Raw genomic sequence first — 24,801 nt, 5'->3', positions numbered from 1 at the left:
CGGGGCGGGCCCCTTTGGGTAGAGACACATCGGGGTTCACCGGGTCAGGTGGGTGGGGGCAGGCGCATCGGGTTTGCCGGGTCAGGTGGGTGGGGCAGGCGCATCGGGGTTTACCAAGCCGGGTGGGTGGGCGGACGAGGGTCAGACGCTTCGGAGTAGGCGGCGTAGCCATTCGACGGCGGTGTCCGGTGTGGCGGGGGTGATGTCGATGTGGCGGCTGGCGTGGACCAGGTAGCGGCCGTCGCCGGTGAGGTCGATCCAGGACAGCACGCCTGTGGGTTTGGGATCGGTGCCTGCGGCGACGAGGATCTGGCCGATGCCGCTGCGGGGGCGCTGGAGGAGTCGGCGGATGCGGGCGGCGTCGGAGGGGCCTGCCACGGGGGCGGTTACCAGGTCGCGGCTGTCTTCTTCGACGCGAGTCGCCGGGGCTGTGATGCGGGGGACGAGGCCGGGGAGTTGGGCTGGGATTCGGGAAAATACCTGGGCGGCAAGGCGTTTCGTGCTGCCTACCTGGACGTGCACCGAGCCGCCGCGGTCGGGCGCGGTGCCGGGGTCCTGCACCGCCAGCACCGCGACGTCCGCGGTGACCGCGCCGAGCATCCGCACCGGCGCGGGGGCGTTGCCACAGACCTCGACGCGGATCTCCGGTTTCGCCAGCACGCGCAGGGCTGCCGCGAGGTCGGCGTCGAGGGTGCGGGCGCACCAGGCTTCGAGCGCGGGTTGCTGGGCGGCGCGCTCGACGGTGTCGCGCGCCGAAGCACGCACGGCCAGCGGATAGGGGATCCGGTCGCCGTCCGTGCGTGCCCAGGTCAGCGCGAACTGGTCCGGGGTGAAGTGCCAGTTCACTCCCGTTCGGTCCACTCACCGAGCACGGCGGGACTGGTCGGGTCCAGCTTTCCGATCAGCGCGTTCACTTCGTCGGCGGGCTCGAGATAGGTCGGCTCCTCCTCGAGGAACCGCAGGAACTCGTCGTCCTCGTCCTCCGGCTCGTCCACCGGCTGGGCAGGCCGCAGCCCACCGGACGGCCGCGACTGATCGGCGGCGGCGATCGCCCCACCCATTATGCCGCCGACGGCGCCCGCGCCCATGCCTGCCGCGGCCTCACCGCCGGTCACCGTGGGTTCCTGCCGCCCATCGCTCGCGCTCCCGGCCGAGGCGTCGGCCACCTGACCGGTGGCCGAGGCGGTAGCGGTGTCTGCCGCGGGGCGGGGTCGGCCGCCTGCTGACACCTTGCCGGGGAAAGCCGACGATGTTGCCGGCGTGATCGATGCCGGGGCAGTGCTCGCTGTTCTAGCGGAATCGGTCACCGGTCGACCCGGACCGGCGACAGCGGCCGGTGTCGTGGCGGCGGGGGTCGCCGGTGTCGTCCCAGGTGTCGACCCTGCCGGTGCTGTAGCACTGCCGTTGGTCGAGAGCACGGTGTTGCTCGTCGATGTCGTGCCCGCGCTGCTGACAACCGGCGAGGATCCGGCGGGCACCGTGGCGGCGATGGTTGCCGGGGCGGTCGTCGACGTGATGACACCGGACGTAGTGGCCTGCGGAATTCCGGCCGACGGCACGGCACCCGACGGTGCGACACCGGCAGCGGTAGTTCCTGTGTCCGTGGTGATTCCGGTGAACGCGGGCACTCCCGACCCGGTCGGCAGGAACGCTCCGGCGTAGATCGTCTCCATCGCCTGCACCGCGTCGAGTCGGGCGTTCTCGGCCTCGCGGGTGATCGTGGCGTTGTTCGCGGCCTGCTCGGAGTCGAGGAGCGCGGCAGCCGGATCGGGCTGTGCCCCGGCGGGTTCCGCGATGGCGGTGCGAATCGACTCGGCCGCGTCACCGGCCTGGCTGAGTCGGACACCGACCGCCGTCAACACATCGGCGATGCGCCGACCCGTCTGCTCGAAGTCGCGCACCGCGTCCGAGGCCTGCTGGGCCGCGGTACCGCGCCAGCCGTCGGCGATGGCGGCCCGGATCTCACCGTGCGCGATCTCCACGCCGTCACCGAGACCGGTGGCAGCGGTGAGGAAGGTCTCGGCGGCGCCCGCCAGCGCTGCCGGGTCGAGTTGTCTTACCGCACTGTGTATTTCGTCATGAGAAAGGTTGTCGAAGACTTCGACGACCGACACGTAGTCCACGTCGGTGCGGCCCGAGATGCTACGCATCGCCACCACCGGGAATTTCGATCGCGGTCACCGCGCCCGCCAGCGCCTGATCGGCCTCGTGAAAGCTCGCCCCGGCGGCGCGGAACACGCCGGCCAGCTCGCGTGCGGCGCTCGCGTAGGCGCGCAGTTCGTCGAGCGCCTCGGTCGTCTTGGTCTCGAAGCCGGTGCGCAAGGCGCCACCCGAGGCGAGTCCGCCGAAACCAGGAATGACCGCGGCCCGGCTGAGAACCAGCACCTGGGCTTCGACTTCTTCGGCCAGTCGTTCGTAGCGCAGAGCGCACCGTTCGGGCGCGCCGTCGGCGACGAGCACCCCGTCGATCCACAGCCCACCCTCGTCGACGGCTTGGCCGAGAGCCGCCGTATTCGGCAGCCCCGTTCGGTTCGGTTGCACCGGTTCCCCCTTCGTCGTTCATCGCACCGCGGTGAGTACCCACTCCGCGATATCGGCCGCCACGCGGTGCTGCACCGGTTCGTGCAACAGGTCATGTCCGGCGTCGGCGTACTCGCGCAAATCTACCGATCGGTGCCGTGCTGTCCATAGCCGGATTACATCGACGGGCGCGCGCCGATCGTCCACCCCGTGTACCGCCAGAAGCGCGAGGCCGGGATCCGGGGCGATGTCGGCGACCCGGCGCGGGGTGCCGCACAGGACGAGTCCGGCCAGCTCAGAGGGGCTTTCGCGCGCGAGGTTCAGCGCGGTCATCGCGCCGAGGGAGTGACCCATCAACACCGGTGCGTCCGGATGATCGGCGCGAACGAGTGCGAGAAACTCCCGCGCGTCGGCGGTCAGCTCGTCGATGGTGCCCGGCGCGTCGGGATCGCCTTCGCTCAGTCCCTGCCCCGAGGTGTCCAGCGTCCACAGCTCGATCCCGGCGGGACGCAAGGCCGCGGCGAAGCGGTGGTAGTGCCCGCTGTGCTGACCGGTGCCCGGCAACAGCGCCAGCCTCGCCGCGGGCTGGTCGATGGACCAACACCGGCAGTGCAGCCGTCCACGCTCGCTGTCGAAATAGGGCACCTGTCGATTATCGCCGCTGCGCCCACTCAATTGTTCTGGGGGACAGGACCGGAGGCGAAAATCGGTGATCGGAACGGCCTGTGACGGGGGCTGCCCAAGGTGGGCTCGCAGCCGTTAGACTTCGCGCGTCGAACTGGGTCAACAGAGTCGAGGGTTGCAGATGTTGTCGTTCCGCCGTTGCGTCGTCCGTGTGGTGGTCGGCGCGGCTGTCGTGACCAGCGCCTCTCTCGGTACCGGCGCCGTCGCGGGCGCCGCGCCGCAGTCGTCGTGCGGACTGGCTCGCCAGGACGTCGCGATCCAGTCGAGCGTGCCGCTGCTCGACTGGTCGGAGAACTTCGGCATCGACGCCCAGGGTGACCTGTGGGTTTCGCGGGTCATGCGCGGTGAGGTGCAGCGCTACGACCGCGACGGGCGACTGACCGCCACCGTAGCCGTGCCGTCGCCCGGCGCGGTCCGACTCGGTCCCGACGGACTGCTGTACGTGGTCACCGGCAATTCGCCGCTGGCCGGTTCGGGCGGCATCGTCCGCTTCGACCCGGCGGCCGCGCGTCCGAACCCCGTCGCGTTCGCGATCGGGTTCCCGCAGCCGAACGGCGCCGCGTTCGACGCTGACGGCAACCTCTACGTGACCACCGGCAACGGCCTGCACCGTTTGAACCGTGACGGCAGCGAGGACATGGACTGGTGGTCGGCCGTCAGTATCGACGGTCCCAATGGCGTTGCGGTGTCGGGTGACTCGGTCTATGTCACCGCGAACTTCGTCGGTAGCACGGGCCCGGTCGGTCGGGTGCTGCGACTCTCACGGAGCAACCCGGGCGAGGCGAGCACCGTCGCCGATCTGACTTCGTTCGGCACGCTGCCCGATTTCGTCGACGACCTGGTCGCGCGCGACGGCGTCCTCTATGTCACGACGCTGGCCGGTCACCTCGTCCGGGTGAACCCGAGCACCGGCACCGCCTGCACCGTTGTCTCCACCCAACCGCTGACCGCGGTCGTCGCCGACCCCGCTGACCCGTCCGCGCTGCTCGCCGGTTCCGAAGAAGGCACAGTCCTGCGGATCCGTCCGATCGGCTGATTCGACCCGGTCGGCTCAGCCGCCGACGTTGGCCGCCGCAGGCGGGGCCGGGGGAGCGGGCGCCGGGGCAGGCTGTGGCGTTTCGGCCGGAGCCGGTGCCGGAGCCGGCGCGGGTGTCTGGGCGGCAGGGGCCTTCGATGTGGGGGCGCCCGAAGAGGATTCGCCCGAGCCAGGGCTGACGGCCTGAGGTTCAGGGGCGGGAGCCGCCGCGGGGGCCTCGGGGACCGCTACCGGCAGATCGGGCACGACGAAGGTGCCGACGGTCGGGGTCATCACGCAGCGAGCGCCCGCGTAGTCGATGGTTCCCCACATGGACGCCACCACGGTGCCCGCTCCGCTGCGCACCGTCTTCGACAGCGACGGCAGGTTGAACTCGGTCTGGTCGTCGAGGCCGACGATGCCGCTCTGACCGGTGTTGACGTTGACCCAGGCGACGCTCAGGCCCGATGCCAGCGGAACACCCGTGTGGCGCGGACTCGCGCTGAAGCGGATATCGCCCGGTGCCAGGCTCGTCTCGGTGCGCGGACCGGGTCCTTCGAACGACGCCGCGGCGATGATCGTGGTGATCGGACCGTTGCTGCCGCAGCCGAAGGTGGGAGCCGCGTAGGTGAAGGGGGTGAACTGCGTCGAGATCTCCCGCAGGGCGTCGTCGCCGACGATGCGGGTGAAGCTGGCGATGGCGCCGACACCGGCCTTCGTCGTGGCGTCCTCGCCCGCGAGGTGGGTGAGGTGGCTGATCGCGTCCTCGGTGGGCGTCGCGGCCGCGCTCGGGGCAAGCAGTGCCAGTGCGCCGATGCTCGCCGCGGTGACCGCCGCTGCTCTACCTGCGATGGATCTGCCGTTCACCCGTGACTCCTCGGTGGATGCTCGTCGCCGGATAGTCCGGTTCGTCTGGCAACGTACCAGGTCGTCGCGGGGGTCGCCGAGCCGCCGAGGGTCTGGTGAGCGCCGGTGGGAGCGTCATCGCGTGTGATGTAGTCGACACCGAGGATTACCGAAGGGTAAGTTTCTCTTCGACGGCTACGAGTGACTGGGAGACCCGTATGAAGTTAGCCCTGTCCCCTGAAGAGGTCGCCTTCCGCGACGAGCTCCGGCAGTTCTATACGACCGAGATCCCGGCCGACATCCGTGACCGGGTGAAGCACGGCGAAGATCTGTCCCGCGAAGACATCGTCACCGCGAACAAGATCCTCAACGACAACGGGTTGTGCGTACCGAACTGGCCGGTGGCCTGGGGCGGCAAGGACTGGACGCCGATGCAGCGCCACATCTGGCTCGACGAGATGCAGCTGGCCTCGGTGCCGGAACCGCTCACGTTCAACGCCTCGATGGTCGGCCCGGTGATCGCGCAGTTCGGTTCCGAGGAACTCAAACAGCGCTTCCTGCCGCCCACCGCCGCGCTCGACATCTGGTGGTGCCAGGGCTTTTCCGAGCCCGACGCGGGCTCGGACCTCGCCTCGCTGCGCACCACCGCGGTGCGCGACGGCGACTCCTACATCGTGAACGGCCAGAAGATCTGGACCACGCTCGGCCAGTTCGCCGACTGGATCTTCTGTCTCGTGCGCACCGATCCGAACGCGCCGAAGAAGCAGGCGGGTATCTCCTTCCTGCTCTTCGATGTGAAGTCGCCCGGTGTCACGATGCGCCCGATCAAGCTGATCGACGGTAGCTACGAGGTCAACGAGGTGTTCTTCGAGAACGTCCGGGTGCCCGCCGATCAGCTCGTCGGCGAGGAGAACCAGGGCTGGACCTACGCCAAGTACCTGCTCGGCAACGAACGCACCTCCATCACCGGCGTCGGCAAGACCAAGGTCAAGCTCGGCCTCGCGAAGGACTATGCCCGTGCGACCAGGACCGGGCGCGGCACGCTGCTCGACGACCCGGTGTTCGCGGCGCGGGTGGCCGAGCTGGAGAACGAACTGCTCGCCCTGGAACTGACCCAGCTGCGGGTGGTCTCCAACTCGGTGGAGGGCAAGCCGAATCCGGCGTCCTCGGTGCTGAAGCTCAAGGGCACGGAGTTGCAGCAGGCCGCCACCGAACTGCTCCTCGACATCGCCGGTGCCGACGCGCTGCCGGTCGACGCCGACGACATCGCCTCGCCCGCGTGGGCCCAGCACACCGGCCCCGGCTACCTGAACTACCGCAAGGTGACCATCTACGGAGGCTCGAGCGAGGTCCAACGCTCGATCATTTCCTCCACGATCCTCGGATTGTGAGGCGCTGACATGGAACTCGCACTGACCGAAGAACAGACGATGCTGCGTGACACCGTGCGCGAACTGCTGCACCGGTTCTACGACAGCGAGGCACTCACCAAGAGCGGCGATACCGACCCGGGCTGGAACCGCACGGTCTGGAAGCAGCTCGCCGACCTCGGTGTGCTCGGGCTGACCATTCCCGAAGAAGACGGTGGCGTCGGCGCGGGCCCGGTCGAGGCGATGCTGGTGCAGGAGGAACTCGGTCGCGCGCTGGCTCCGGAGCCGGTGCTCGACGCGGTGGTGATCCCGGCCGAACTGCTGCGGCTGGCAGGCAGCGCCGAGCAGCGCCAACGCCTGTTGCCCGCGCTGGCCGAGGGAACCACCCTGCTCGCCTTCGCCCATACCGAGCCAGGTATCCGGTGGCCGTCGACCGAACTCACCACCGCCGCGGTGGCCGAGGGCGACGGGTACGCGCTGACCGGTGTCAAGAACCCGGTGCTGCGCGGAGACGTCGCCGACGAGTTGATCGTCAGCGCGGTACTGCCGGACGGCGGGACCGGACTGTTCCTGGTCGACCCGAATCAGGATGGTGTGCAGCGACGTTCGTACCGCACCTTCGACGGCCGTCGCGCCGCGCAGTTCGACCTCGCCGAGGCGAAGGGCGAGCTGCTCGGTGGCAACGTCGACGCGGCCGAACAGATCGCGCTGGCCCTGGGTTACGCGCAGGCGGCGCTGTGCGCGGAATCGGTCGGGGCGATGGAGGTCGCGCTCACGCTGACCACCGAATACCTCAAGACCCGCAAGCAGTTCGGGGTCACGCTGTCGAAGTTCCAGGTGCTCACCCAGCGGGCGGCGGACTGCTACGTCTCGCTGGAACTGGCCCGCAGCATGAGCCTGTACGCCACGGCCGCGCTGGCCGACGGCGGCAACGATCCGGCGGTCGCGTCACGGGCGCGTTTGCAGGTGGGCAAGTCCGCCGAGCACATCGGCCAGGAGGCGATCCAGATGCACGGTGGCATCGGCGTCACCGCCGAGTATCCGGTGAGCCACTACGTCGCCCGGTTGACCGCGATCGGGCAGACGCTCGGTGGGGCACTGGAACATCGCCGGGAGCTGGCCGATCGGATCGGCGACTACGACCTGGTCGAGCTGTAGTTCTTTCGACGATGGTGCGTGCCCGAATCGGGTGCGCACCATTGTCATGTCAGCTCTCGGCGGTAGTGGGGGCCGGGGTCTCGGTGGTCGTCGACGCCTCGGTGGTCGTTGCCGGGGTCGGAGTGGCGCCGGTGTCGGCCGGGACGACAGGGGTCGGGGTCGCGTGGTCGAAGGCGTGGGTCGGCGGATAGTCCTCGGCCGCTTCGTCATCGCCGACGCGGGGCGGGGTGACGGTGCGGGTCGGGTTCGGCCGGGTGGGGATCTGCGGCCGGGTCGTCGTCGGCTCGTCCTCGGTGGTCTCCGGCGGGCGGGTAGTCGCCTCGGCCGGTCGGGATTCGGTAGTCGCCTCTTCCGGGCGGGACTCGGGACCGGGTCCGCCCTCGGTCGGAGTCTCCGACGGTGAGGTCTCGGTGGAGCTGAGGCTGAACGGTTTACGCGGCGACATGTACGGCGCGATCCGCCAGCTGGGTGACGGTGGGATCGAGATGTGCACCGTCGTCGAGGTCGGCTCGTCAGACACCCGCGCGGGCGCGGCGGCCAGATCCGCGCTCAACGGCGGCGCGGGCACGTAGACATCCTGTTGTCCGACACCGCACGCACCGATGATGATCAGTCCGAGCGACACCGCGCCAACAGCGACTGCCGGACCTACGAACTTGGCCCTGCTGTTATCCATCGCCTGTTACTCCTCGTCGGCTTCGAGATCGCCTCACAGTAGTGCAGGTCGGGCCGAAGAGCGCATTTTAAACGCAAGTGGTCCAGATATCGGATTGATGAATTCGGCGTGTCGCGGGGACGTGTCGCGCACATTCGACGTCGCCGGGTCGTAGCGTGTGTGAGCAAAGTTACGCATGAGACGCCCGGACCGAAACCCCTGACGCGCGAAGTCTGCGCGACGCAAGTATCTGATCGGCGTCATCGAGGAGAATCTCATGGGAGCACTCTCGACACCCCGGCTGGAAACCGCGGCGGCGAACGCTGATTCGGCCACCGTCGGACATCTGTCGGCGACACCGCCCGGTAACCGCAACTTCGCGGTTGTCGCGCGGATCATGGGCTGGTTGTTCTTCGTCGGCGGTCTCGTCGGTGCCGGCCTCGGTATCGCGGGCCTGAACGTGGAGATCACCGTCGCCGGGCTGATCCTGGCCTGCACGGCTGGACTCATCCTATTGAAGCTGCGCACCGATCGGGATGCGCGCGAAACAACCTGAGACACCTCATAATTCGAATGCGGTCTCGTGTGTGACGGCTTACCGTCGATACGGTGCGCATCGACATCACCGCTGACGCGGCCCGGTTCCTGGACGACGTGACGCCGTTCCTGCACGGCGATCCACTGCGCCATACGGTCATCGCGACCGCCCTGGTGAACCGGCTCAACGGCAGGTCCGGCGGGATGGCGACGCACTTCGTTAGCGTCCGCGACGACGCGGGTGCGGTGGTCGGCCTCGCGCAATGCACGAACGGCGCCGTCTACCTCGGTGAGATGCCCGCACACAGCATTTCGACCCTCGCCGACGCCTTCGGGACCCATGACATCGTGGTGCGCAGTGTCGAGGGCGCCGACGCCGACGCCGCTGCCTTCGCGGCGCACTGGTCGAAGACCGGCGGCGGTAGCTACGGCGAGAAGTTCTCGGTCCGGCTGTTCCGTCTCGGCGCCCTGCGGGTGCCAGAGGCCCCCGGCGCGCCACGGCAGGCCACCGTCGACGACCTGGCCGTCTGCATCGCGATGACCGAGGAATTCGCGGTGGAAGCCGATGTGCCACACCGTCTCGACGAGACGGCGGTGCGCAAGCGCATCGAGGCCGGAACTTCGTGGCTGTGGGAGCACGACGGTCAGCCTGTCACGCTGGTCGCCCGGCACGCGGCGGTCCTCGGCTGGGCCAGGATCGGCCCGGTCTACACGCCACCGCGGTTCCGGGGCAACGGGTTCGCGAGCGCGCTGACCGCCACGGTCGCGGCCCGGATTCGCGCGGAGGGCGCCGATGCCTGCCTGTTCACCGATCTGGCCAATCCCACCTCGAACAAGATCTACCAGCGCATCGGCTTCGAGCCGGTGCGCGACTTCGTGCACTACGCGTTGACGAACTAGACGAGCGGGGCGGAGTGCCACCAAGCGAGCACCTGCGCCTCGTCGGCGATGAAGCCGCGGCTGTACATGAGCATGCTGTCGCGGCCGGAGTCGCCGTCGAAGCGAGTGACCATGCGCGGTGACTTCGGCTGGCTGTCGTCCAGCACGAAGTTCGTGTAGGTGTGGCCGGTGTGCGTCGTGGGGCGCGCATCATTGGCGGGCAGGCCGGCGATCGCTTGCGCGGCCTCGCTCGCGGAGGGGTAGAGGAAAAATTCGTAGATGGCCTTGTTGCCGCCGCCGAAGCAATGCCACATGACAGACCAGTCGCCCATGTCCGCGTCGTCGGCATCGCGACTGGCGGTCGCGCGGTCGTAGGCGAAGCAGCCCGCGTTGCCCAGACCCGAACCGGCATGGACGAGGTTGCTCGCCGAGGTGGAGGGCAGCATGCGGGGGAACTCGTCGCTGAGCTTTGCCGCGTTGGCGCCGATGACCTGGCGGTCGCTGGTCGGCGGTGGAGTCGACGTCAGGCGCTGGGGCGCGGACGTGGTCGTGCCCGCGGAAGACGGTGCGACCGCCGAGGTTTCGAGACCGGGTGGGCCTGATGCGGCGGCGTCGCCGTCATCGCCCACTGTCTTCATGAGGATCCAGCCGAGGAAGACGATGCCGGCGATGATCGCCAGCCAGCCGATCGGCGAGCCCTCCCAGCGTGACTTCCGTTTCTTGCCGAGGTACTCCTCGGCGACCGACGCGCGCCCGCCCGTCTGCCTGGAACTCCCGGCGTCGCGGGGACGCTGAGCGAGGGCGTTCGGCGCGCCCGCAGGGTACGGAGACGACCCGCCGGGCCACGAAGGGGGCTGCGCCTGCCACGGCTGACCGGTGCTCGGGGCGGAGTTCGCTCCCCACTGTGGGTAACCCGCGGGAGGGCCGCTCGTGGCCCACGGTTGATCGGGGCCGGTTGTGCTCGGCCACGGCGTCTGTCCACCAGGCGAATTCGGGTCGCTGTGCCCGGCAATCGGGTAACCGCCGCCCGGGGTATAGGGCGAGTTCGGCGGATAGGTCCTCGTCGCGGGCGAGCCGTGAACCTGCTGCGGGGCAGCGTGACCGGCCAAGGCCCGCTGTGCGGCAGCGGCGAATTCGGCGCAGGTGGCGAAGCGTTCCTCGGGGCGCTTGGCCATGCCTCGGGCGATGACCGCGTCCAGCGCGGGGGTGATGCCCGATCGGAGGGCGCTCGCTCGAGGAGGGGGTTGCTGGAGATGGCCCTGGATCACCGCGACGGGATTGGTGGCATCGAAGGGGGTGCTTCCGGTGAGGAGCCGGAAAAGCGTGCAGGCCAAGGAGTACTGGTCGGCACGGCCGTCGAGGGTGATGCCGGAGAGTTGTTCGGGGGAGGCGAAAGCCAGTGTGGCCGTGAAGGTGCCGGTTTGGGTGAGCTTGGCGGCGCTGTCGTCGTGCAGGCGGGCGATGCCGAAATCGGTGAGGTAGACGCGTTCGGTGCTGTCGACCGGTTCGATCAGGATGTTGGCGGGTTTCACGTCGCGGTGCAGCACACCTCGGCTGTGCGCGAAGTCCAGTGCCGCCGCGGTTTCGGCGACGATGCGGACCGCGCGGGCCGGGTCGACGGGCGAGGACAGCGACGACGCGTCGGAACCGTCGATGTAGCGCATCGAGATCCACAGCTGATCGTTCTCGACGCCACGGTCGTACACGGTGACGATATTCGGGTGCTCGAGCTGCGCCACGAGATCGGCCTCGCGTTCGAACCTGGCCTTGATCTCGTTGTCGAAGAACAGCTCTCGGTTGAGCAGCTTCATCGCGGTGCGCCGTGGCAGCCGAGGGTGGCGCGCCAGATACACCGAGCCCATCCCGCCACGGCCCAGCAGTCGTTCGATCGTATAGCCGGCGAAAACGCCGCCCTCGTCGTGCGTCGACATCAGTTCAGCGGGGCCGAACGCCACCAACGCAGCACCTCGTCGGCCGTGCCGTAGCCGTCGGTGTACATCAGGAACTGGGCGCGGTCGGGCTCGCCGGTGAACTGCGTGATGATCTTGTTCCCGTTGTCGGTGTACTTGTAGTTGGTGTACTGCTTGCCGCCGTTGTAGTCGGTGGACTTGGTGTTGGTCGGCAGACCGTCGAGCACCGACTTGGCGTCGGCGGCCGAGTCGAAGGCGTAGATCCGGTAGAACGGGTCGTCGCTGTCGCCGCCGCCGAAGCAACTCCACAGGTGGACCCAGGCGCCGAAATCGGGTTCGCCCTCCGCGGGTGAGGGCGGATCGCTGTTGCTGGTCTCCCAGCAGGTGGCGCCGTTGTACCCGGTGGAATCGTCGACCGTGGCCGGCACGATCCGGCCGAATTCGGCGCTGATGGCCTCGGCGCTCGGGGTGATGTGGTTGGCCGCCGATGTCGTCGTCGTGCGGTCGCTGCCCGCGTCGTCGCCGCTGGCCGCGATGCCGATGCCGATCAGCAGCACGATCACCAGGATCACCGCGACGATGATGCCGATGATCAGCCCGGTGTTCGACTTCGACGGCGGTCGCGAACCCTGCGGGTACTGGGTGAAACCACTGGCTTGCGGCCGCGGCGCGGACTGGTACTGCGGGCGCGATTGCTGGCTGTAGGGATTCTGCGGAGCACCGGTCGGCGACTGGTTCATCGGCCGCTGGGTGCCCCTCGGAGCGCCGGTCATCGGGCTGTGGGCGGTGCCCATCTGGCCGCCGGTCGTCGGACCGTGGGCGGTGCCCATCGGACCGCCGGTCATCGGGCCCTGGGCCGTGCCCATCTGGCCGCCGGTCATGGGGCCGTGGGCGGTGCCCATTTGCCCGCCGGTCATCGGACCCTGTGTGGCAACGGGATACGGCAGACCGGTCTGGGGAATCGCGCCCCCTGTCGTGGGTCGCCCGGCGATCGGGTGTGCCCCACCGGTACCCGGACGTGCACCGACGATCGGGATCGCGGGCGCGCTCGGACTGTTCAACGCCTCGATCGCGGCTTCGGCGAAGTCCGAACAGGAGTCGAACCGGTCATCGGGCCGCTTGGCCATCGCCTTGGCGAGTACGCCGTCCAGCGCATAGGAGAGCCCGGGCCGCACCTTGCTCAACGACGGCGGCGGTTGCTGGAGGTGACCCTGGATCACCGCGGCGGGGTTGGTCGCCGCGAACGGCCCCGAACCGGTGAACAGCCAGAACAGTGTGCAGGCAAGGGAATACTGGTCGGAACGGTGATCGAGCGAGGCGCCGGTGAGTTGCTCGGGCGAGGCGTAGGCGAGCGTCGCGGTGAAGGTACCCGTCTGGGTGAGATTGCCGGTGTCGTCGCGCAATCGGGCGATGCCGAAGTCGGTGAGGTAGACCCGTTCGCCACGGCCCGCGCCAGAGCGGGCCAGCAGGATGTTGGCCGGTTTCACGTCGCGGTGCAGCACGCCCATGCCGTGCGCGTAGTCCAGCGCGTCGGCGGTTTCCTTCACGATCTGTAGCGCGCGGGCGGGCGGCAGCGTCTGCGGATCCACCGAGGCCGCGTCGACGCCGTCGATGAACTGCATGGAGATCCACAGCTGTTCGTCGTCGTGCCCGCGGTCGTAGACGGTGACAATGTTCGGATGATCAAGGCGCGAAACGAGATCGGCTTCCCGCTCGAATCGCGCCCGCACCTCGGCGTCGAAGAACATCTCGCGGTTGAGCAGCTTCAGCGCCGTCATCCGCGGCAGGCGAGGGTGCTTGGCTAGGTAGACCGAACCCATGCCACCGCGACCCAGCTGCCGTTCGATGACGTAGCCGGCGAAAATATCTCCGTTGGCCAGCATGTCTGCTCCACTTCCCGCCGCGCGCCGGGACCCACCAGCGCACGCGCGTACAGCATAAAAGCCGCAGCCGGGGTTGCCCGCCACGGGAAAATCAACAAAACCTTATCAGTCGGCGAGGGCGCCGAAGGCCGCCACGATCACGGCGGACGCCGCTGCTGAGGCGGCACGATATAGCCGGGATGGTTACGGCCACCAGGGAAATCGATGGTGCCGGGGCGCGCGGTTCCGCGTCGCGGTGGCAGCGCCGACCCGCCCGTCGACGGCCGCGGCGCATGCGGGTGCGGCTGCGCGGGAGTGGTCGGCGGGGTGTGCGCGTGCGGGTGCGGCTGCGCGGGGGTGGTCGGCGGCGGTGCGTTGCGGTAGGGCTGCGCCGGGGTGTGGGGCCGGGGATATCCCGGTGCCTGCGGGTACGGGTCGCGGGCGCGCAGCACCACACCCGCCGCGGTGTACTGCTGCTGGTGATGCCACGGCCCCGGCACCGCGAACAGCGCGGCCTTGGCCGCCTTGGCGAACTCGGCGCAGCTGGCGAAACGGGATTCGACCCGCTTGGCGGTGGCCCTTGCCAGCACCGCGTCCAGCGTCGCGGGCAGGTCGGGGCGCAGACTGCGCAGCGGCGGAATGGGTTTGCTCATGTGCGCCTGGATCACCGCGCCCGGACTCGGTCCGGGGAACGGCACCGAGCCCGTCAGCATCCAGAACAGCGTGCAGGCCAGCGAATACTGATCGGCGCGATGATCCAGCGGCGCCCCGGACAGGTGCTCGGGCGCGGCATAGGCCAGGGTGGCGGTGATCGTGCCCGCCGAGGCCAGGGTGGTCTCGCTGTCACGCACCGCCGCGATGCCGAAATCGGTGAGCACCACGCGCTCCGGGCGCCCGATCGGTGGCTTGGCGAGCAGGATGTTCGCCGGTTTCACATCGCGGTGCAGCACCCCGCTCGCGTGCGCGAAGTCCAGTGCGGTGGCGGTCTCGGCGACGATCTGTACCGCGCGGCCCGGCGTCAGCACGTTCACGTCGGCGGTCGCCACATCGGTGCCCGCCACGAACTGCATGGAGATCCAGAGCTGATCGTCATCGTTGCCGCGGTCGTAGACATTGACGATATTGGGGTGCTCGAGCTGGGCGACCAGATCGGCTTCGCGTTCGAAGCGGCGGCGGATCTCCTCGTCGGCGGACAGCGCGGTGCTGAGCAGTTTCAGTGCGGTCAGCCGAGGCAGCCGCGGGTGCCGGGCCAGGTAGACCACGCCCATGCCACCCTGGCCGAGCACGCGCCGGATCGTGTACCCGGCGAATACGTCGCCTTTGCGCAACACGCGAAGTCACCCCCTCCAGGGCAGAGCACCCGCCCGAATTCTACCGATGTATCTCCGGAAGCCACCGAGGTGCAACATCGGCCGAAGTTGTCGGTGCCTGATATTAGGGTGGGATCTATGCGCATTGGAGCACACGTTCGCGACGAGAGCGATCCGATCGGCTTCGGGGAGAAGCTCGGCGCCGAGGTCGTCCAGATGTTCGTGGTCGATCCGCAGAGCTGGGACAAGCCGCAGCCGCACCCGAAGGCCGCCGAGATCCTGGCCAGTCCGATCGATGTCGTGGTGCACTCGTCCTATCAGATCAACGTGGCCAGCCTGAACAACCGGCTGCGGATGCCCTCGCGCAACGCGGTGGCCCAGCAGGCGAAGGCCGCGGCCGATCTCGGTGCGTTCGGGCTGGTGGTGCACGGCGGACACGTGCGCTCCGATGCCGAGCTCGACACCGGAATCGACAACTGGCGCAAGCTGTTCGAACGTCAGCAGGACAAGGGCGGATTCGCCGTGCCGATCCTGATCGAGAACACCGCCGGTGGCAATCACGCGATGGCACGGCATTTCGATTCGATCGCGCGGTTGTGGGACGCGGTCGGCGACTACGGTGCGGGCTTCTGTCTCGACACCTGTCACGCATGGGCAGGCGGTGAGGAATTGGTCGGTGTGGTCGAACGGATCAAGGCCATCACCGGACGGATCGACCTGGTGCACCTGAACTCCTCGCGCGACGAGTTCGATTCCGGCGCCGACCGGCACGCCAATTTCGCCGACGGCACCATCGACCCGCAACTGCTGGCCGAGGTCTGCCGCACGGCCGGTGCGCCGGTCATCTTGGAAACCCCGGCCGACGGGGTCGCCGAGGACCTGGCCTACCTGCGCGAGAACCTGGGCTGAGCCCGTTCCGATCACTCCGAGATAAAACCTGTCTACGGCGGCGTTTTCGCGGTGTGCTGAGTACACAGCAAACCGATCGAGAACGAATTGAAGGTGACCCCCATGACGGTCGACACTGCCACCCGACCCACCCTGACGGTGACCAAGCTCGGCGCCCACATCGGCGCGCAGATCGATGGTGTCCGTCTCGGCGGCGACCTGGACGCGGCGACCGTAGCGACGATCCGTCGTGCGCTCAACGAGCACAAGGTGATCTTCTTCCGCGGTCAGCAGCATCTCACCGAGGACGGCCAGTACGAATTCGCGGAGCTGCTCGGCAGCCCGACCACCCCGCACCCGACGGTGAAGTCCGCCGGTGTGAAGAGCCTGGCCATCGACTCCGAGCGAAGCCGCGCCAACTCCTGGCACACCGACGTGACGTTCGTCGACCGGGTGCCGAAGGCGTCGATCCTGCGCGCCGAGTACCTACCCACCTACGGCGGCTCGACCACCTGGGCTTCCACGGTCGCGGCGTACAACTCGTTGCCCGCACCGCTGAAGGTGCTGGCCGAGAACCTGCGCGCGGTGCACACCAACCTCTACGACTACGCCGGGGCGGTCGACAAGGTCCGGCCTTCGCAGGTCAAGTACTCGGCGGAGTTCCAGTCCGATGTGTACGAGACCGAACACCCCGTGGTGCGGGTGCACCCCGAAACCGGCGAGCGCTCGCTGCTGCTCGGCCACTTCGTGAAGCAGTTCGTCGGGATTCCGGCCCGGGAGTCGGACCAGCTGTTCCGGTTGCTCCAGGATCGGGTCATCCGCTTGGAGAACACCACCCGCTGGAACTGGTCCGAGGGCGACGTCGCGATCTGGGACAACCGCGCTACCCAGCACTACGCCATCGACGACTACGACGACCAGCCGCGTCGGCTCACCCGCATCACCCTCGCCGGCGATATCCCGGTCGGTGTCGACGGGCAGACCAGCACGGTGTTGAAGGGCAACGCCGAGGACTACTCCATCATCGAGGAAGTGGAACTCCTCGCGAGCTGAGCTATCGGTTCGACGCCGGGCCGCATGTGCCCGGCGTCACCGGGGGTCGCACTGCGATACTGCAGCCATGAGTATTCGGCCGTTGGACGGTGTTCGCGTCCTGGAACTCGGTAACTATGTTGCCGCTCCTACTGCCGGACGTATTCTGGGCGATTTCGGCGCCGAGGTGATCAAGGTGGAGCGCCCCGGTACGGGCGACGAATTGCGCAACTGGCGGTTGTACGGCGGCGATACCTCGATGTTGTATCGCACCGTCAATCGCAACAAGAAGTCGATCGTGCTCGATCTGCGCACCGAGGCGGGGCGTGCGATCGTGCTCGACCTGGTGAAACAGTGCGATGTGCTGCTGGAGAACTTCCGGCCGGGGATGCTCGAGAAGTGGGGGCTCGGGCCCGACGTGCTCGAGGAAGCGAATCCGACGCTGGTGATCACGCGGATCTCGGCGTACGGACAGACCGGTCCGATGGCCGCGCGGCCGGGATTCGCCGCGGTCGCCGAGGCAGTCGGTGGCCTGCGTGAGCTGGTCGGCGATCCCGATCGGCCGCCGGTGCGTACCGGGGTGTCGATCGGTGATTCGATCGCGGGCATCTATGCCGCGTTCGGGACGGTGATGGCGCTGTTCCAGCGCGAACGGGTCGCCGGTCCGGTGCCGCAGGTGGAGCGGATCATCGACGTCGCGCTCAACGAGTCGATCCTGTCGGTGATGGAATCGTTGATCCCCGACCACCTCGCCTACGGCATCAATCGCGAGCGCGTCGGCGGCCGGATGGAAGGCATCGCACCGTCGAACGCCTACCCGACCAGCGACGGTTTCTCCATCATCATCGGCGGCAACGGCGACGCCATCTTCCAGCGGTACATGGAGGTCATCGGCCGCCCCGACCTGGCCGTCGACCCGGAACTGGCCGACAACAACGGCCGCTGGCGGCACCGCGAACGCCTCGACGCCTCGATCGCGGAATGGTCGATCCAGCACACCCGCGCCGAAGCGCTGAAAATGCTCGACGACGCCGCCATCCCGTGCGGCCCGATCTACACCGCCGCCGACATCGTGGCCGACGAGCAGTACCGCGCACGCAATATGATCCAGATGTTCCCCGTCGACGTGGGCGAGGCCGAACCCAAACAGGTGGGTTTCGGTGGCATCGTCCCGGTGATCGGGGGCGCATCGCTGCCGATCCGCAATGTCGGCCCCGACCTCGGCGAGCACACCAGAGAAGTGCTCGGCGGGCTGCTCGGGATGAGTGAAGATCAGATCGACGCGCTGGAGGCACTGTGACGAGGCGAGTACACGGCAGGCGTCGCCCGCCGGTGCGCAACAAGTGGGAGCCGCGCGGTCCGGGTCATGTGCGTCCGACGGTGCACCCCACCCCGGCCAGCGTGGGCGACAAACCGTGCGGTGGCGTGATGTGTGTGCCGGCGCAGGAACCCGAGCAGCGACGATGACAGCACCGCTGTTGCGGGACGTGACGCTGCGCGACGGCTTGCAGCTCACCGGCAAGGTGCTGCCCGTCGAGCAGAAGGTCGACGTGGTGCGCAGGCTGCTCGCCGCCGGTGTGCCCGCACTCGAGATCGGTTCGATGGCGCGGCCCGATCTCGTCGCGCCGATGGCCAACTCGCTCGAGTTGATCGCGGCGCTGACCCCGGATGAGCTGGCGAAATGCTGGGTGTGGGTGGCCACGCCGCGCCACGTCGAGAAGGCGGCCGCGGCCGGTGCGCGCAATTTCCAGTACTGCTTCTCGGTGTCCGACGCGCACAACTCGGCCAATATCGGCCGCGATACCGAGACCTCGGTGGCCGCGATGCCCGACGCGATCCGCCTCGCCCACGAGGCGGGCGGCGAGATCCAGTTGTGCCTGGCCACCACCTTCACCTGCCCGTTCGACGGACCCGTCGACCCGGCCCGCGTCCTCGCCATCGCGAACGACCCGCGCACCGACGGCGCGGCCGACATCGTCCTCGCCGACACCCTCGGCCAAGCCCACCCCGGCGAGGTGAGCGCACTGGTCATCGCCGTCCGCGATACCACCCCGCCACGCCGCATCGTCTTCCACGGGCACGACACCTGGGGCATGGGCGTGGCCAACACCCTCGCCGCCGTCGCCGCGGGCGCCACCATGGTCGACGGCGCGTTGGGCGGCCTCGGCGGCTGCCCCTTCGCCCCCGGCGCCAGCGGCAACACCGCCACCGAAGACATCCTCTTCGCCACCCGCCCGGACTGGTTCACCCCCGCGTCGCTGGCGAGCCTGGTCGGGCTCACCGAGGAGCTGCTCGCCGATCTCGGCGAACCCAACCGCTCTCGGACCCTGGAAGGCGCGCGTTCCAGGGCTGCGGCGTTCGAGTGGGTCGTTCACTGAGAGGTCGCTGAGACCTGCGGTATCGGGGGGATCCCCGATGGCGCGGTTCACAGTCGACAGCCAGACTGGACAGCATGACATCGCACGCCATGGGGACCGAGGCCGTCGATGCGGCGGCCGCCACCGATATCGCGGCCGCCGCGCTCGATCTGGTCAAGCTGTACGGATCGGGAGATACACAGGTCAAGGCCCTGGACGGGGTGTCGGCTGACTTCGCGAAGGGCGAATTCACCGCGATCATGGGTCCATCGGGCTCGGGCAAGTCCACGCTGATGCACTGCCTGGCCGGGCTCGACAGCGCCAGCACGGGCGAGGTACGCATCGGAGACACCGCGCTCACCGGCCTGTCCGACAAGCAGATGACGGCCCTGCGGCGCGACCGGATCGGGTTCGTCTTCCAGGCGTTCAATCTGGTTCCGACGCTCACCGCGCTGGAGAACATCACCCTGCCGCTCGATATCGCGGGTCGCAAGCCCGACCAGGAGTGGCTCGACACCGTGGTCAAGCGCCTCGGCCTCGGCGACCGCCTCGAACACCGGCCGTCCGAGCTGTCCGGTGGCCAGCAGCAGCGCGTGGCGTGTGCGCGGGCGCTGGTGGGCAAGCCCGAGATCATCTTCGGTGACGAGCCGACCGGCAACCTGGACTCGCACTCCTCGGGCGAGGTGCTCTCGATCCTGCGGGCCTCGGTCGACGAGTTCGGCCAGACCGTCGTGATCGTCACCCACGACCCCCGTGCGGCCGCCTACTCCGACCGTGTCGTGTTCCTCGCCGACGGTCGCATCGTCGACGAGCTACGTGACCCGACCCAGGATTCGATCCTCGACCGGATGAAGGCGCTGGAAACCCGATGAGCTCACCGATGCGCAAGGTCGCCTTGCGTAACCTCGCCGCGCACAAGGTGCGGTTGGCGTTGACCCTGCTGTCGGTGGTGCTCGGCACCGCCTTCATCTCCGGATCGTTCGTTTTCACCGACACGTTGCAGCGCACCTTCGACGGCATCTTCGAGGGCCAGGCCCAGGGTGTGGACGTGCGCGTCGGCCCCGCCGACCGCCAATCACTGGGTCTGCCGACGAATATCGTCGACGCGCTGGCCAAGACCGAGGGTGTCGCGCGGGTCGCTCCCGCCGTGAACGGCCCGGTCGTGCTGCTCGAAACCGACGGTAAGAAGGCCGTCCAGACCGGCGGCGCACCGAGTTTCGGTCTGTCCTACCTGCCGCCGGAAAAGGCCGTCGAGGAGCCCGACAAGTTCGTTTCGGGCGCCCCGCCCACCCAGACGAACGAGATCGCGCTCAATGTCGGTGGCGCCGAGAAGGCCGGGCTGAAGGTCGGCGACAAGGCCAAGGTGCTGATTCCGTCCAGGGGCGACCCCTTCGAGGTGACCCTGTCCGGCATCTACGAGATGCCGGGTGCCGAGGGCGGCGGTGTGGTCGCGGTGATGTTCACCGAACCGCAGGGCCGCAAACTGTTCACCGACGGCTCACACGTCGCCTACGCCGATATCGCCGCGGCTCCCGGCATTTCGGCCGACGACCTGCGCGACCAGCTCGCCGCCGGGCTGCCCAACTACAAAGTGCAGAACTCCGACGAGGTCCGCGAGGACATGAAGAAGGAGATCTCCGAGGCGCTTACCTTCATCAACTACTTCCTGCTCGCCTTCGGCGCGATCGCGCTGATCGTCGGCACGTTCATCATCTACAACACCTTCTCGATGATCGTGGCCCAGCGTCTGCGCGAACTCGCGTTGCTGCGCGCGATCGGGGCGAGCCGCCAACAGGTCGGGCGGTCGGTGGTCGGTGAGGCCATCGTGATCGGGTTGATCGGCAGCCTGCTCGGGCTGGCCGCCGGTATCGGGTTGGCGTACGGGTTGTCGGCGTTGCTCAACGCCTTCGATCTGGGACTGCCCACCGGTTCGCTGACGGTGCTGCCGCGTACCGCGATCGTCGCGCTGCTCGTCGGCCTGCTCGTCACCGTGGCCAGCGCCTACGCCCCTGCTCGACGGGCCGCGAAGGTACCGCCGGTGGAGGCGATGCGTTCCGAATTCGCCAGTGCCGGTGACTCTTTGCGGCTGCGAACGATTATCGGCGCGGTCATGGCCGTTGTCGGTGGCGTGCTCGTCTCTGTCGGTGCGCAGGGCACCGGCAAGGGCTCGGCGGTGACCGTCGGTGTCGGCGCGCTCGGGTTGATTCTGGCGGTGCTGTTGGCGGCGCCGGCGTTGTCGCGGCCGATGGTGCTCGTGCTCGGGGTGCTCACCAGGCCGTTCGGCGCGATCGGGCAGATGGCACGCAACAACGCCACGCGCAACCCGCGTCGCACGGCGGCCACCGCGTTCGCGCTCACGCTCGGCCTGATGCTGGTCTCGGCGATCGGCATTCTGGGCGCTTCGGCGAAGACCAGTGTCGGCGTGCTCATCGACAAGGGCGTGCGGGCCGAGTACGTGCTCGCCGGTCCGCAGATGATCGGTGTGCCGATCGGTGCGGTCGACGCCGTGCGCACCGAGGTACCCGGGGTCAGCGATGTCACCGGGATCCGGATCGTCGCGTTCGAGATCGGCGGCGATCAGATCGGCGCCACCTCACTGGACGGTCCGATCGACCCGGTGATGGACATCGACATGACCAGCGGCACGAGCACGATCCCCGCCGGTGGCGCGCTCATCGATGAGACCGAGGCGGGCGAACGTGGGTGGAAAGTCGGCGACAAGGTCGCCATCACCAGCCTCGACAAGAAGCAGATCGAGCTCACGATCGCGGGCGTCTACGCCGACTCACCGCTGCTCGGCCCCATGGTGGTCGATCCGGGCATCTACGAGCAGTTGATGCCGCAGAGCCTGCGCACCAATGTCTTCGTGCTGGTCAAAACCGCGCCGGGCACCGACCTGACCGCGATGCGGACGAATCTGGAGAAGGCCACCGAACCGTTCGTGGTGGTGCAGGTGCAGGATCACGAACAGTTCAAGGGGGCACAGGGCCAGCAGATCAACACCCTGCTCGCCATCCTCTACGGGCTGCTCGCGCTGGCCGTGGTGATCGCGGTGCTCGGCATCATCAACACCCTGGCGCTGTCGGTGGTGGAGCGTCGGCGTGAGATCGGCATGCTGCGCGCGGTCGGCACCCAGCGTGCGCAGGTGCGGCGCACCATCTACCTGGAGTCCATGCTGATCGCCATCTTCGGCGCGATCGTCGGGCTGGTGCTCGGCATCGCGCTCGGCGTCGGATTCCTGCGCACGCTGCGCGATATGGGCATCGACCAGATCACCATCCCCTGGTCGCAGCTGGTGATCGTGCTGGTCGCGTCCGCAGTGGTCGGCGTGCTGGCCGCGGTGTGGCCGGGTGTGCGGGCCGCGCGGACGCCTCCGTTGGCGGCTATCGCGGATCTGTAAGCGCTACAGGTACTTCGACCCCCGGTGCGATTGCACGCCGGGGGTCGAACTGTGTCAGTGGGCGGCGCTCACGCCGGGTAGCGGTTGTACCAGTCGTCGGTCGGCTGGCCGTGGCTGTCGGCCGGTGGGGTCAGGCCGAATTCGGTGGAGTAGTCGGCGGCTAGGCGTTCGAGAACGGCACGGGCGTCGACGGTGTCGAGCCAGCGGCGGGATAGGGCGTTGCGGCCGTAGCGGGCGCCGAGCAGACTGCCCGCGATCGAGCCGGTGGCGTCGCTGTCACCGGAATGGTTGACCGACAGCAGAAGTCCGGTGCGGACGATGTCGTGGGGTGTGCCGCCGAGACCTTCGGCGGCGAGGGCGGCGAAGACAGCGATCGACAGGGCTTCGGGGCCGATCCAGCCCTGGCCGAGGGTTTCGACGTCTTCCGGTGTGGGATAGCGCCTTTCGCGTTCGATGCGCGCGGCCAGCCGGTGTGCGGCATTGAGCGCGGCCGAGGTTTCCTGGTGCTCGGGGTAGCTCGCGAGCTCGACCCGCGCGCGGGAGAGTGCGGTGGCGAGATCGGCGCCGCGCGTGAGCTGATAGATCAGTGCGGACAGGGTGCCCGCGGGCAGCCAGCCGCTGGGATGGCCGTGGGTGAGTGCGGCAGCGTCACAACCCAGTTCGAAGACGGCGTCGGTCGCCGCACCGGAACGGTCTGCGGCGTAACCGAATCCGCACGGTGCGGCGCGCATCACCGCACCGCTGCCCTTGGAGTGATTGATCGGCTGGTCGCGGGTGCCGAGTGGGTTGGTCGGCTCGCGCCGTTGCGCCGCGTGGCGTAGCGCGGTGTAGACCGAATTGGCCACGCCGCGTTGCTCGATCAGCTCGGGGTGGTCGCTGAGCGAGCTGTGCATCGCGGACGGCTGGTCGGGCATTTCGGCGACCTGTCCGCGTAACCACACGAGCAGGCCCTGCTGGAGCAGACCCATCGTCGCCCCGCCGATGCCCTTTGCCCGGGCCCGCACCGAGCCTCGGATCAGCGCTTCGACGGTGAACGCTGTCAACTGGGTCTCTTCGGAGATGCGCAGCGGGTCGATGTCGGTCACACCGCCGGGGCCGTACTCGGCACGGATCTGTTGCAGCGAACGGGTCTCCACGGGGGCGCCGAGGCCATCGCCGATTGCGCCCCCGAGCAGGCAACCGTTCAGGCGCTGCATCCACATCGTCGCGCCCGTCGCTGTGCGCGCGGCGTTCCCCGGCTCGCCGTTTCGAACCGCGGAGCGCCACTGGTCTCGCGATACGGTGCCCGTCGGAGGGCGCGGTGCGGCCGAGTCACCAGTCGCACGGGGCGAGCGGCTTTCGGGCTCGGCTGAGGTGTGGCGAACAATCGTCGGGTCTTGCCGCCGAGCAGCGCTCAGCTGACTCGCGCCTTCGCGCGGTGCGGCCTCGGCGGTGGAGGTCTGCGGGCGTGCAGCAGATGACGTCGACTCGCGCGCCGATGCGGTGCCCGTGGGATAGACGGTGGGTGGGGCAGTGGTTCGCGCGGGTGCGGGGTGGCGCAGTGCCTGCGCGAGGGCGGTAGCGAAGGCCGTGCAGGTGGGGAAGCGGTGGGCGGGGTCTTTGGCCATGGCCTTGGACAGGACCGCGTCCACCGCGGTGGGGAGGGTGGCGCGGCGGGTGCTGGCCGCGGGTGGCGGGGCGTTGAGGTGGCCGAGCATGACGGTGGCGGGGTTGGGCGCGTCGAAGGGGCCGGTGCCGGTGAGGAGGCGGAATACCGTGCAGGCCAGGGAGTATTGGTCGCCGCGACCGTCGAGTGGGGCACTGCTGAGTTGTTCGGGGGAGGCGTAGGCGATGGTGGCGGTGAACTGGCCGGTGCGGGTGAGCCCGCCCGTGTCGTCGAGGAGTTTCGCGATGCCGAAGTCGGTCAACACGACTCGTTCGTCGAAGCCCGCGCCGACGCCCGCGGTATGCGACAACAGGATGTTGGCGGGCTTCACGTCGCGGTGCAGAACGCCCTGGCGGTGGGCATAGTCGAGGGCGCTCGCGGTCTGGGTGACGATCTGGGCGATCCGCTCGCTGCCGAACTGCTGCACCGGAACCGTCGACGCATCGACGCCGTCCACGAACTGCATCGATATCCAGAGACGTTCCTCGTCGACGCCACGGTCGTAGACGGTGATGATGTTGGGGTGATCGAGCTGGGCCACGAGGTCGGCTTCGCGTTCGAACCTGGCTCGGATCTCGAAGTCGGCGAACAGGTCACGGTGCATCAGTTTCAACGCGGTCAGCCGTGGCAGCCTGCGGTCCCGTGCCGCGTACACCGCGCCCATCCCGCCGCGCCCCAGCTCACGCTCGATGACGAAACCGGCGAACACCGCCCCGCGCCGCAACATCGCCTC

21 protein-coding genes are annotated in these 24,801 nt (G+C 68.7%); 11 read left to right on the top strand and 10 right to left on the bottom strand.

The features are described 5' to 3' along the window. Positions 1 to 141: 141 nt before the first annotated feature. The 4 genes from IBJ82_RS14615 to IBJ82_RS14600 are packed head-to-tail and all read right to left on the bottom strand — an operon-like array spanning position 142 to position 3,165. Positions 142 to 846, bottom strand: a complete 705-nt coding sequence (locus IBJ82_RS14615) for an ESX secretion-associated protein EspG (protein WP_194826470.1) — start codon at positions 844 to 846, stop codon at positions 142 to 144. Further along, positions 843 to 2,150: a WXG100 family type VII secretion target gene (locus IBJ82_RS14610; protein WP_194826469.1), complete on the bottom strand. Its 1,308-nt coding sequence runs from the start codon at positions 2,148 to 2,150 to the stop codon at positions 843 to 845. The genes IBJ82_RS14615 and IBJ82_RS14610 overlap by 4 nt, the downstream gene beginning before the upstream one ends. Continuing rightward, positions 2,143 to 2,541, bottom strand: coding sequence for a hypothetical protein (locus tag IBJ82_RS14605; RefSeq protein ID WP_370585307.1), 399 nt, complete (start codon positions 2,539 to 2,541; stop codon positions 2,143 to 2,145). Before IBJ82_RS14605 ends, IBJ82_RS14610 begins: the two co-directional genes overlap by 8 nt. A gap of 18 nt (positions 2,542 to 2,559) precedes the next feature. Next, positions 2,560 to 3,165 (bottom strand): alpha/beta fold hydrolase, encoded by a 606-nt coding sequence (locus IBJ82_RS14600; RefSeq protein ID WP_194826468.1) that lies wholly within the window; start codon positions 3,163 to 3,165, stop codon positions 2,560 to 2,562. A 160-nt stretch (positions 3,166 to 3,325) separates the two neighbouring features. Here IBJ82_RS14600 and IBJ82_RS14595 point away from each other — a divergent pair, with 160 nt between their 5' ends. Then, entirely contained in the window at positions 3,326 to 4,240 is a 915-nt protein-coding gene (locus IBJ82_RS14595) for an SMP-30/gluconolactonase/LRE family protein (RefSeq protein ID WP_194826467.1), read from the top strand. Between the two features lie 15 nt (positions 4,241 to 4,255). On the opposite strand, the gene IBJ82_RS14590 is transcribed toward IBJ82_RS14595, so the two are convergent. Beyond that, complete coding sequence (locus IBJ82_RS14590) at positions 4,256 to 5,086, bottom strand: hypothetical protein (protein WP_194826466.1); 831 nt, start codon at positions 5,084 to 5,086, stop codon at positions 4,256 to 4,258. Positions 5,087 to 5,283: 197 nt separating this feature from the next. Between IBJ82_RS14590 and IBJ82_RS14585 the strand changes: the two genes are divergently transcribed. Together IBJ82_RS14585 and IBJ82_RS14580 are read left to right on the top strand one after the other, a co-directional pair. Further along, positions 5,284 to 6,456, top strand: a complete 1,173-nt coding sequence (locus IBJ82_RS14585) for an acyl-CoA dehydrogenase family protein (RefSeq protein ID WP_194826465.1) — start codon at positions 5,284 to 5,286, stop codon at positions 6,454 to 6,456. 9 nt (positions 6,457 to 6,465) lie between these two features. After that, complete coding sequence (locus tag IBJ82_RS14580; RefSeq protein ID WP_194826464.1) at positions 6,466 to 7,593, top strand: acyl-CoA dehydrogenase family protein; 1,128 nt, start codon at positions 6,466 to 6,468, stop codon at positions 7,591 to 7,593. 49 nt (positions 7,594 to 7,642) lie between these two features. Here the strand turns inward: IBJ82_RS14580 and IBJ82_RS14575 are convergent, their stop codons facing one another. After that, positions 7,643 to 8,269 carry a hypothetical protein gene (locus IBJ82_RS14575; RefSeq protein ID WP_194826463.1) on the bottom strand — a complete coding sequence of 209 codons (627 nt, stop codon included), beginning with the start codon at positions 8,267 to 8,269 and terminating at the stop codon, positions 7,643 to 7,645. A gap of 256 nt (positions 8,270 to 8,525) precedes the next feature. Here IBJ82_RS14575 and IBJ82_RS14570 point away from each other — a divergent pair, with 256 nt between their 5' ends. Together IBJ82_RS14570 and IBJ82_RS35360 are read left to right on the top strand one after the other, a co-directional pair. After that, positions 8,526 to 8,804 (top strand): hypothetical protein, encoded by a 279-nt coding sequence (locus tag IBJ82_RS14570; RefSeq protein ID WP_194827241.1) that lies wholly within the window; start codon positions 8,526 to 8,528, stop codon positions 8,802 to 8,804. 53 nt (positions 8,805 to 8,857) lie between these two features. After that, positions 8,858 to 9,685 carry a GNAT family N-acetyltransferase gene (locus IBJ82_RS35360; protein ID WP_194826462.1) on the top strand — a complete coding sequence of 276 codons (828 nt, stop codon included), beginning with the start codon at positions 8,858 to 8,860 and terminating at the stop codon, positions 9,683 to 9,685. Here the strand turns inward: IBJ82_RS35360 and IBJ82_RS14560 are convergent. The 3 genes from IBJ82_RS14560 to IBJ82_RS14550 form a co-directional block, all read right to left on the bottom strand. Continuing rightward, a complete protein-coding gene (locus IBJ82_RS14560) occupies positions 9,682 to 11,619 on the bottom strand; it encodes a protein kinase (RefSeq protein ID WP_370585306.1) in 1,938 nt (645 codons plus the stop codon). The two genes, IBJ82_RS35360 and IBJ82_RS14560, sit on opposite strands and share 4 nt — an antisense overlap. Next, positions 11,595 to 13,457 (bottom strand): serine/threonine-protein kinase, encoded by a 1,863-nt coding sequence (locus IBJ82_RS14555; protein ID WP_194826461.1) that lies wholly within the window; start codon positions 13,455 to 13,457, stop codon positions 11,595 to 11,597. Before IBJ82_RS14555 ends, IBJ82_RS14560 begins: the two co-directional genes overlap by 25 nt. Positions 13,458 to 13,594: 137 nt before the next feature. Next, the gene (locus IBJ82_RS14550) at positions 13,595 to 14,767 is read right to left on the bottom strand and encodes a serine/threonine-protein kinase (protein ID WP_194826460.1); all 1,173 of its coding nucleotides are present in this window, start codon (positions 14,765 to 14,767) and stop codon (positions 13,595 to 13,597) included. 117 nt (positions 14,768 to 14,884) lie between these two features. Here IBJ82_RS14550 and IBJ82_RS14545 point away from each other — a divergent pair, with 117 nt between their 5' ends. From IBJ82_RS14545 to IBJ82_RS14520, 6 genes are all read left to right on the top strand, one after another. Beyond that, positions 14,885 to 15,655: a deoxyribonuclease IV gene (locus IBJ82_RS14545; RefSeq protein ID WP_194826459.1), complete on the top strand. Its 771-nt coding sequence runs from the start codon at positions 14,885 to 14,887 to the stop codon at positions 15,653 to 15,655. Between the two features lie 102 nt (positions 15,656 to 15,757). Next, positions 15,758 to 16,687 carry a TauD/TfdA family dioxygenase gene (locus IBJ82_RS14540; RefSeq protein ID WP_194826458.1) on the top strand — a complete coding sequence of 310 codons (930 nt, stop codon included), beginning with the start codon at positions 15,758 to 15,760 and terminating at the stop codon, positions 16,685 to 16,687. 67 nt (positions 16,688 to 16,754) lie between these two features. Beyond that, on the top strand, positions 16,755 to 17,966 hold the full coding sequence (locus IBJ82_RS14535) for a CaiB/BaiF CoA-transferase family protein (RefSeq protein ID WP_194826457.1): 1,212 nt from the start codon (positions 16,755 to 16,757) through the stop codon (positions 17,964 to 17,966). A gap of 163 nt (positions 17,967 to 18,129) precedes the next feature. Then, the gene (locus tag IBJ82_RS14530; protein WP_194826456.1) at positions 18,130 to 19,044 is read left to right on the top strand and encodes a hydroxymethylglutaryl-CoA lyase; all 915 of its coding nucleotides are present in this window, start codon (positions 18,130 to 18,132) and stop codon (positions 19,042 to 19,044) included. A 74-nt stretch (positions 19,045 to 19,118) separates the two neighbouring features. After that, complete coding sequence (locus IBJ82_RS14525; protein WP_228537133.1) at positions 19,119 to 19,895, top strand: ABC transporter ATP-binding protein; 777 nt, start codon at positions 19,119 to 19,121, stop codon at positions 19,893 to 19,895. Then, positions 19,892 to 22,423, top strand: a complete 2,532-nt coding sequence (locus tag IBJ82_RS14520) for an ABC transporter permease (RefSeq protein WP_228537132.1) — start codon at positions 19,892 to 19,894, stop codon at positions 22,421 to 22,423. Before IBJ82_RS14525 ends, IBJ82_RS14520 begins: the two co-directional genes overlap by 4 nt. A gap of 68 nt (positions 22,424 to 22,491) precedes the next feature. Here the strand turns inward: IBJ82_RS14520 and IBJ82_RS35200 are convergent, their stop codons facing one another. Beyond that, complete coding sequence (locus IBJ82_RS35200) at positions 22,492 to 24,795, bottom strand: ADP-ribosylglycohydrolase family protein (protein ID WP_305082278.1); 2,304 nt, start codon at positions 24,793 to 24,795, stop codon at positions 22,492 to 22,494. Positions 24,796 to 24,801: the final 6 nt, after the last annotated feature.

The sequence above is a fragment of the Nocardia sp. XZ_19_231 genome, assembly GCF_015355705.1.
In the GTDB taxonomy this organism is placed as follows: Bacteria; Actinomycetota; Actinomycetes; order Mycobacteriales; family Mycobacteriaceae; genus Nocardia; species Nocardia salmonicida.
The sequence above is the reverse complement of the archived record's forward strand: the minus strand, read 5'-3'. Positions and strand labels throughout refer to the sequence as shown.

Coding starts and splice junctions, on each gene's coding strand:
- IBJ82_RS14555 (WP_194826461.1), bottom strand. CDS start 13,457: ATGCTGGCCAACGGAGATATTTTCGCCGGCTACGTCATCGAACGGCAG.
- IBJ82_RS14580 (WP_194826464.1), top strand. CDS start 6,466: ATGGAACTCGCACTGACCGAAGAACAGACGATGCTGCGTGACACCGTG.
- IBJ82_RS14525 (WP_228537133.1), top strand. CDS start 19,119: ATGACATCGCACGCCATGGGGACCGAGGCCGTCGATGCGGCGGCCGCC.
- IBJ82_RS14595 (WP_194826467.1), top strand. CDS start 3,326: ATGTTGTCGTTCCGCCGTTGCGTCGTCCGTGTGGTGGTCGGCGCGGCT.
- IBJ82_RS14520 (WP_228537132.1), top strand. CDS start 19,892: ATGAGCTCACCGATGCGCAAGGTCGCCTTGCGTAACCTCGCCGCGCAC.
- IBJ82_RS14610 (WP_194826469.1), bottom strand. CDS start 2,150: ATGCGTAGCATCTCGGGCCGCACCGACGTGGACTACGTGTCGGTCGTC.
- IBJ82_RS35200 (WP_305082278.1), bottom strand. CDS start 24,795: ATGTTGCGGCGCGGGGCGGTGTTCGCCGGTTTCGTCATCGAGCGTGAG.
- IBJ82_RS14570 (WP_194827241.1), top strand. CDS start 8,526: ATGGGAGCACTCTCGACACCCCGGCTGGAAACCGCGGCGGCGAACGCT.
- IBJ82_RS14540 (WP_194826458.1), top strand. CDS start 15,758: ATGACGGTCGACACTGCCACCCGACCCACCCTGACGGTGACCAAGCTC.
- IBJ82_RS14530 (WP_194826456.1), top strand. CDS start 18,130: ATGACAGCACCGCTGTTGCGGGACGTGACGCTGCGCGACGGCTTGCAG.
- IBJ82_RS14535 (WP_194826457.1), top strand. CDS start 16,755: ATGAGTATTCGGCCGTTGGACGGTGTTCGCGTCCTGGAACTCGGTAAC.
- IBJ82_RS14545 (WP_194826459.1), top strand. CDS start 14,885: ATGCGCATTGGAGCACACGTTCGCGACGAGAGCGATCCGATCGGCTTC.
- IBJ82_RS14575 (WP_194826463.1), bottom strand. CDS start 8,269: ATGGATAACAGCAGGGCCAAGTTCGTAGGTCCGGCAGTCGCTGTTGGC.
- IBJ82_RS14585 (WP_194826465.1), top strand. CDS start 5,284: ATGAAGTTAGCCCTGTCCCCTGAAGAGGTCGCCTTCCGCGACGAGCTC.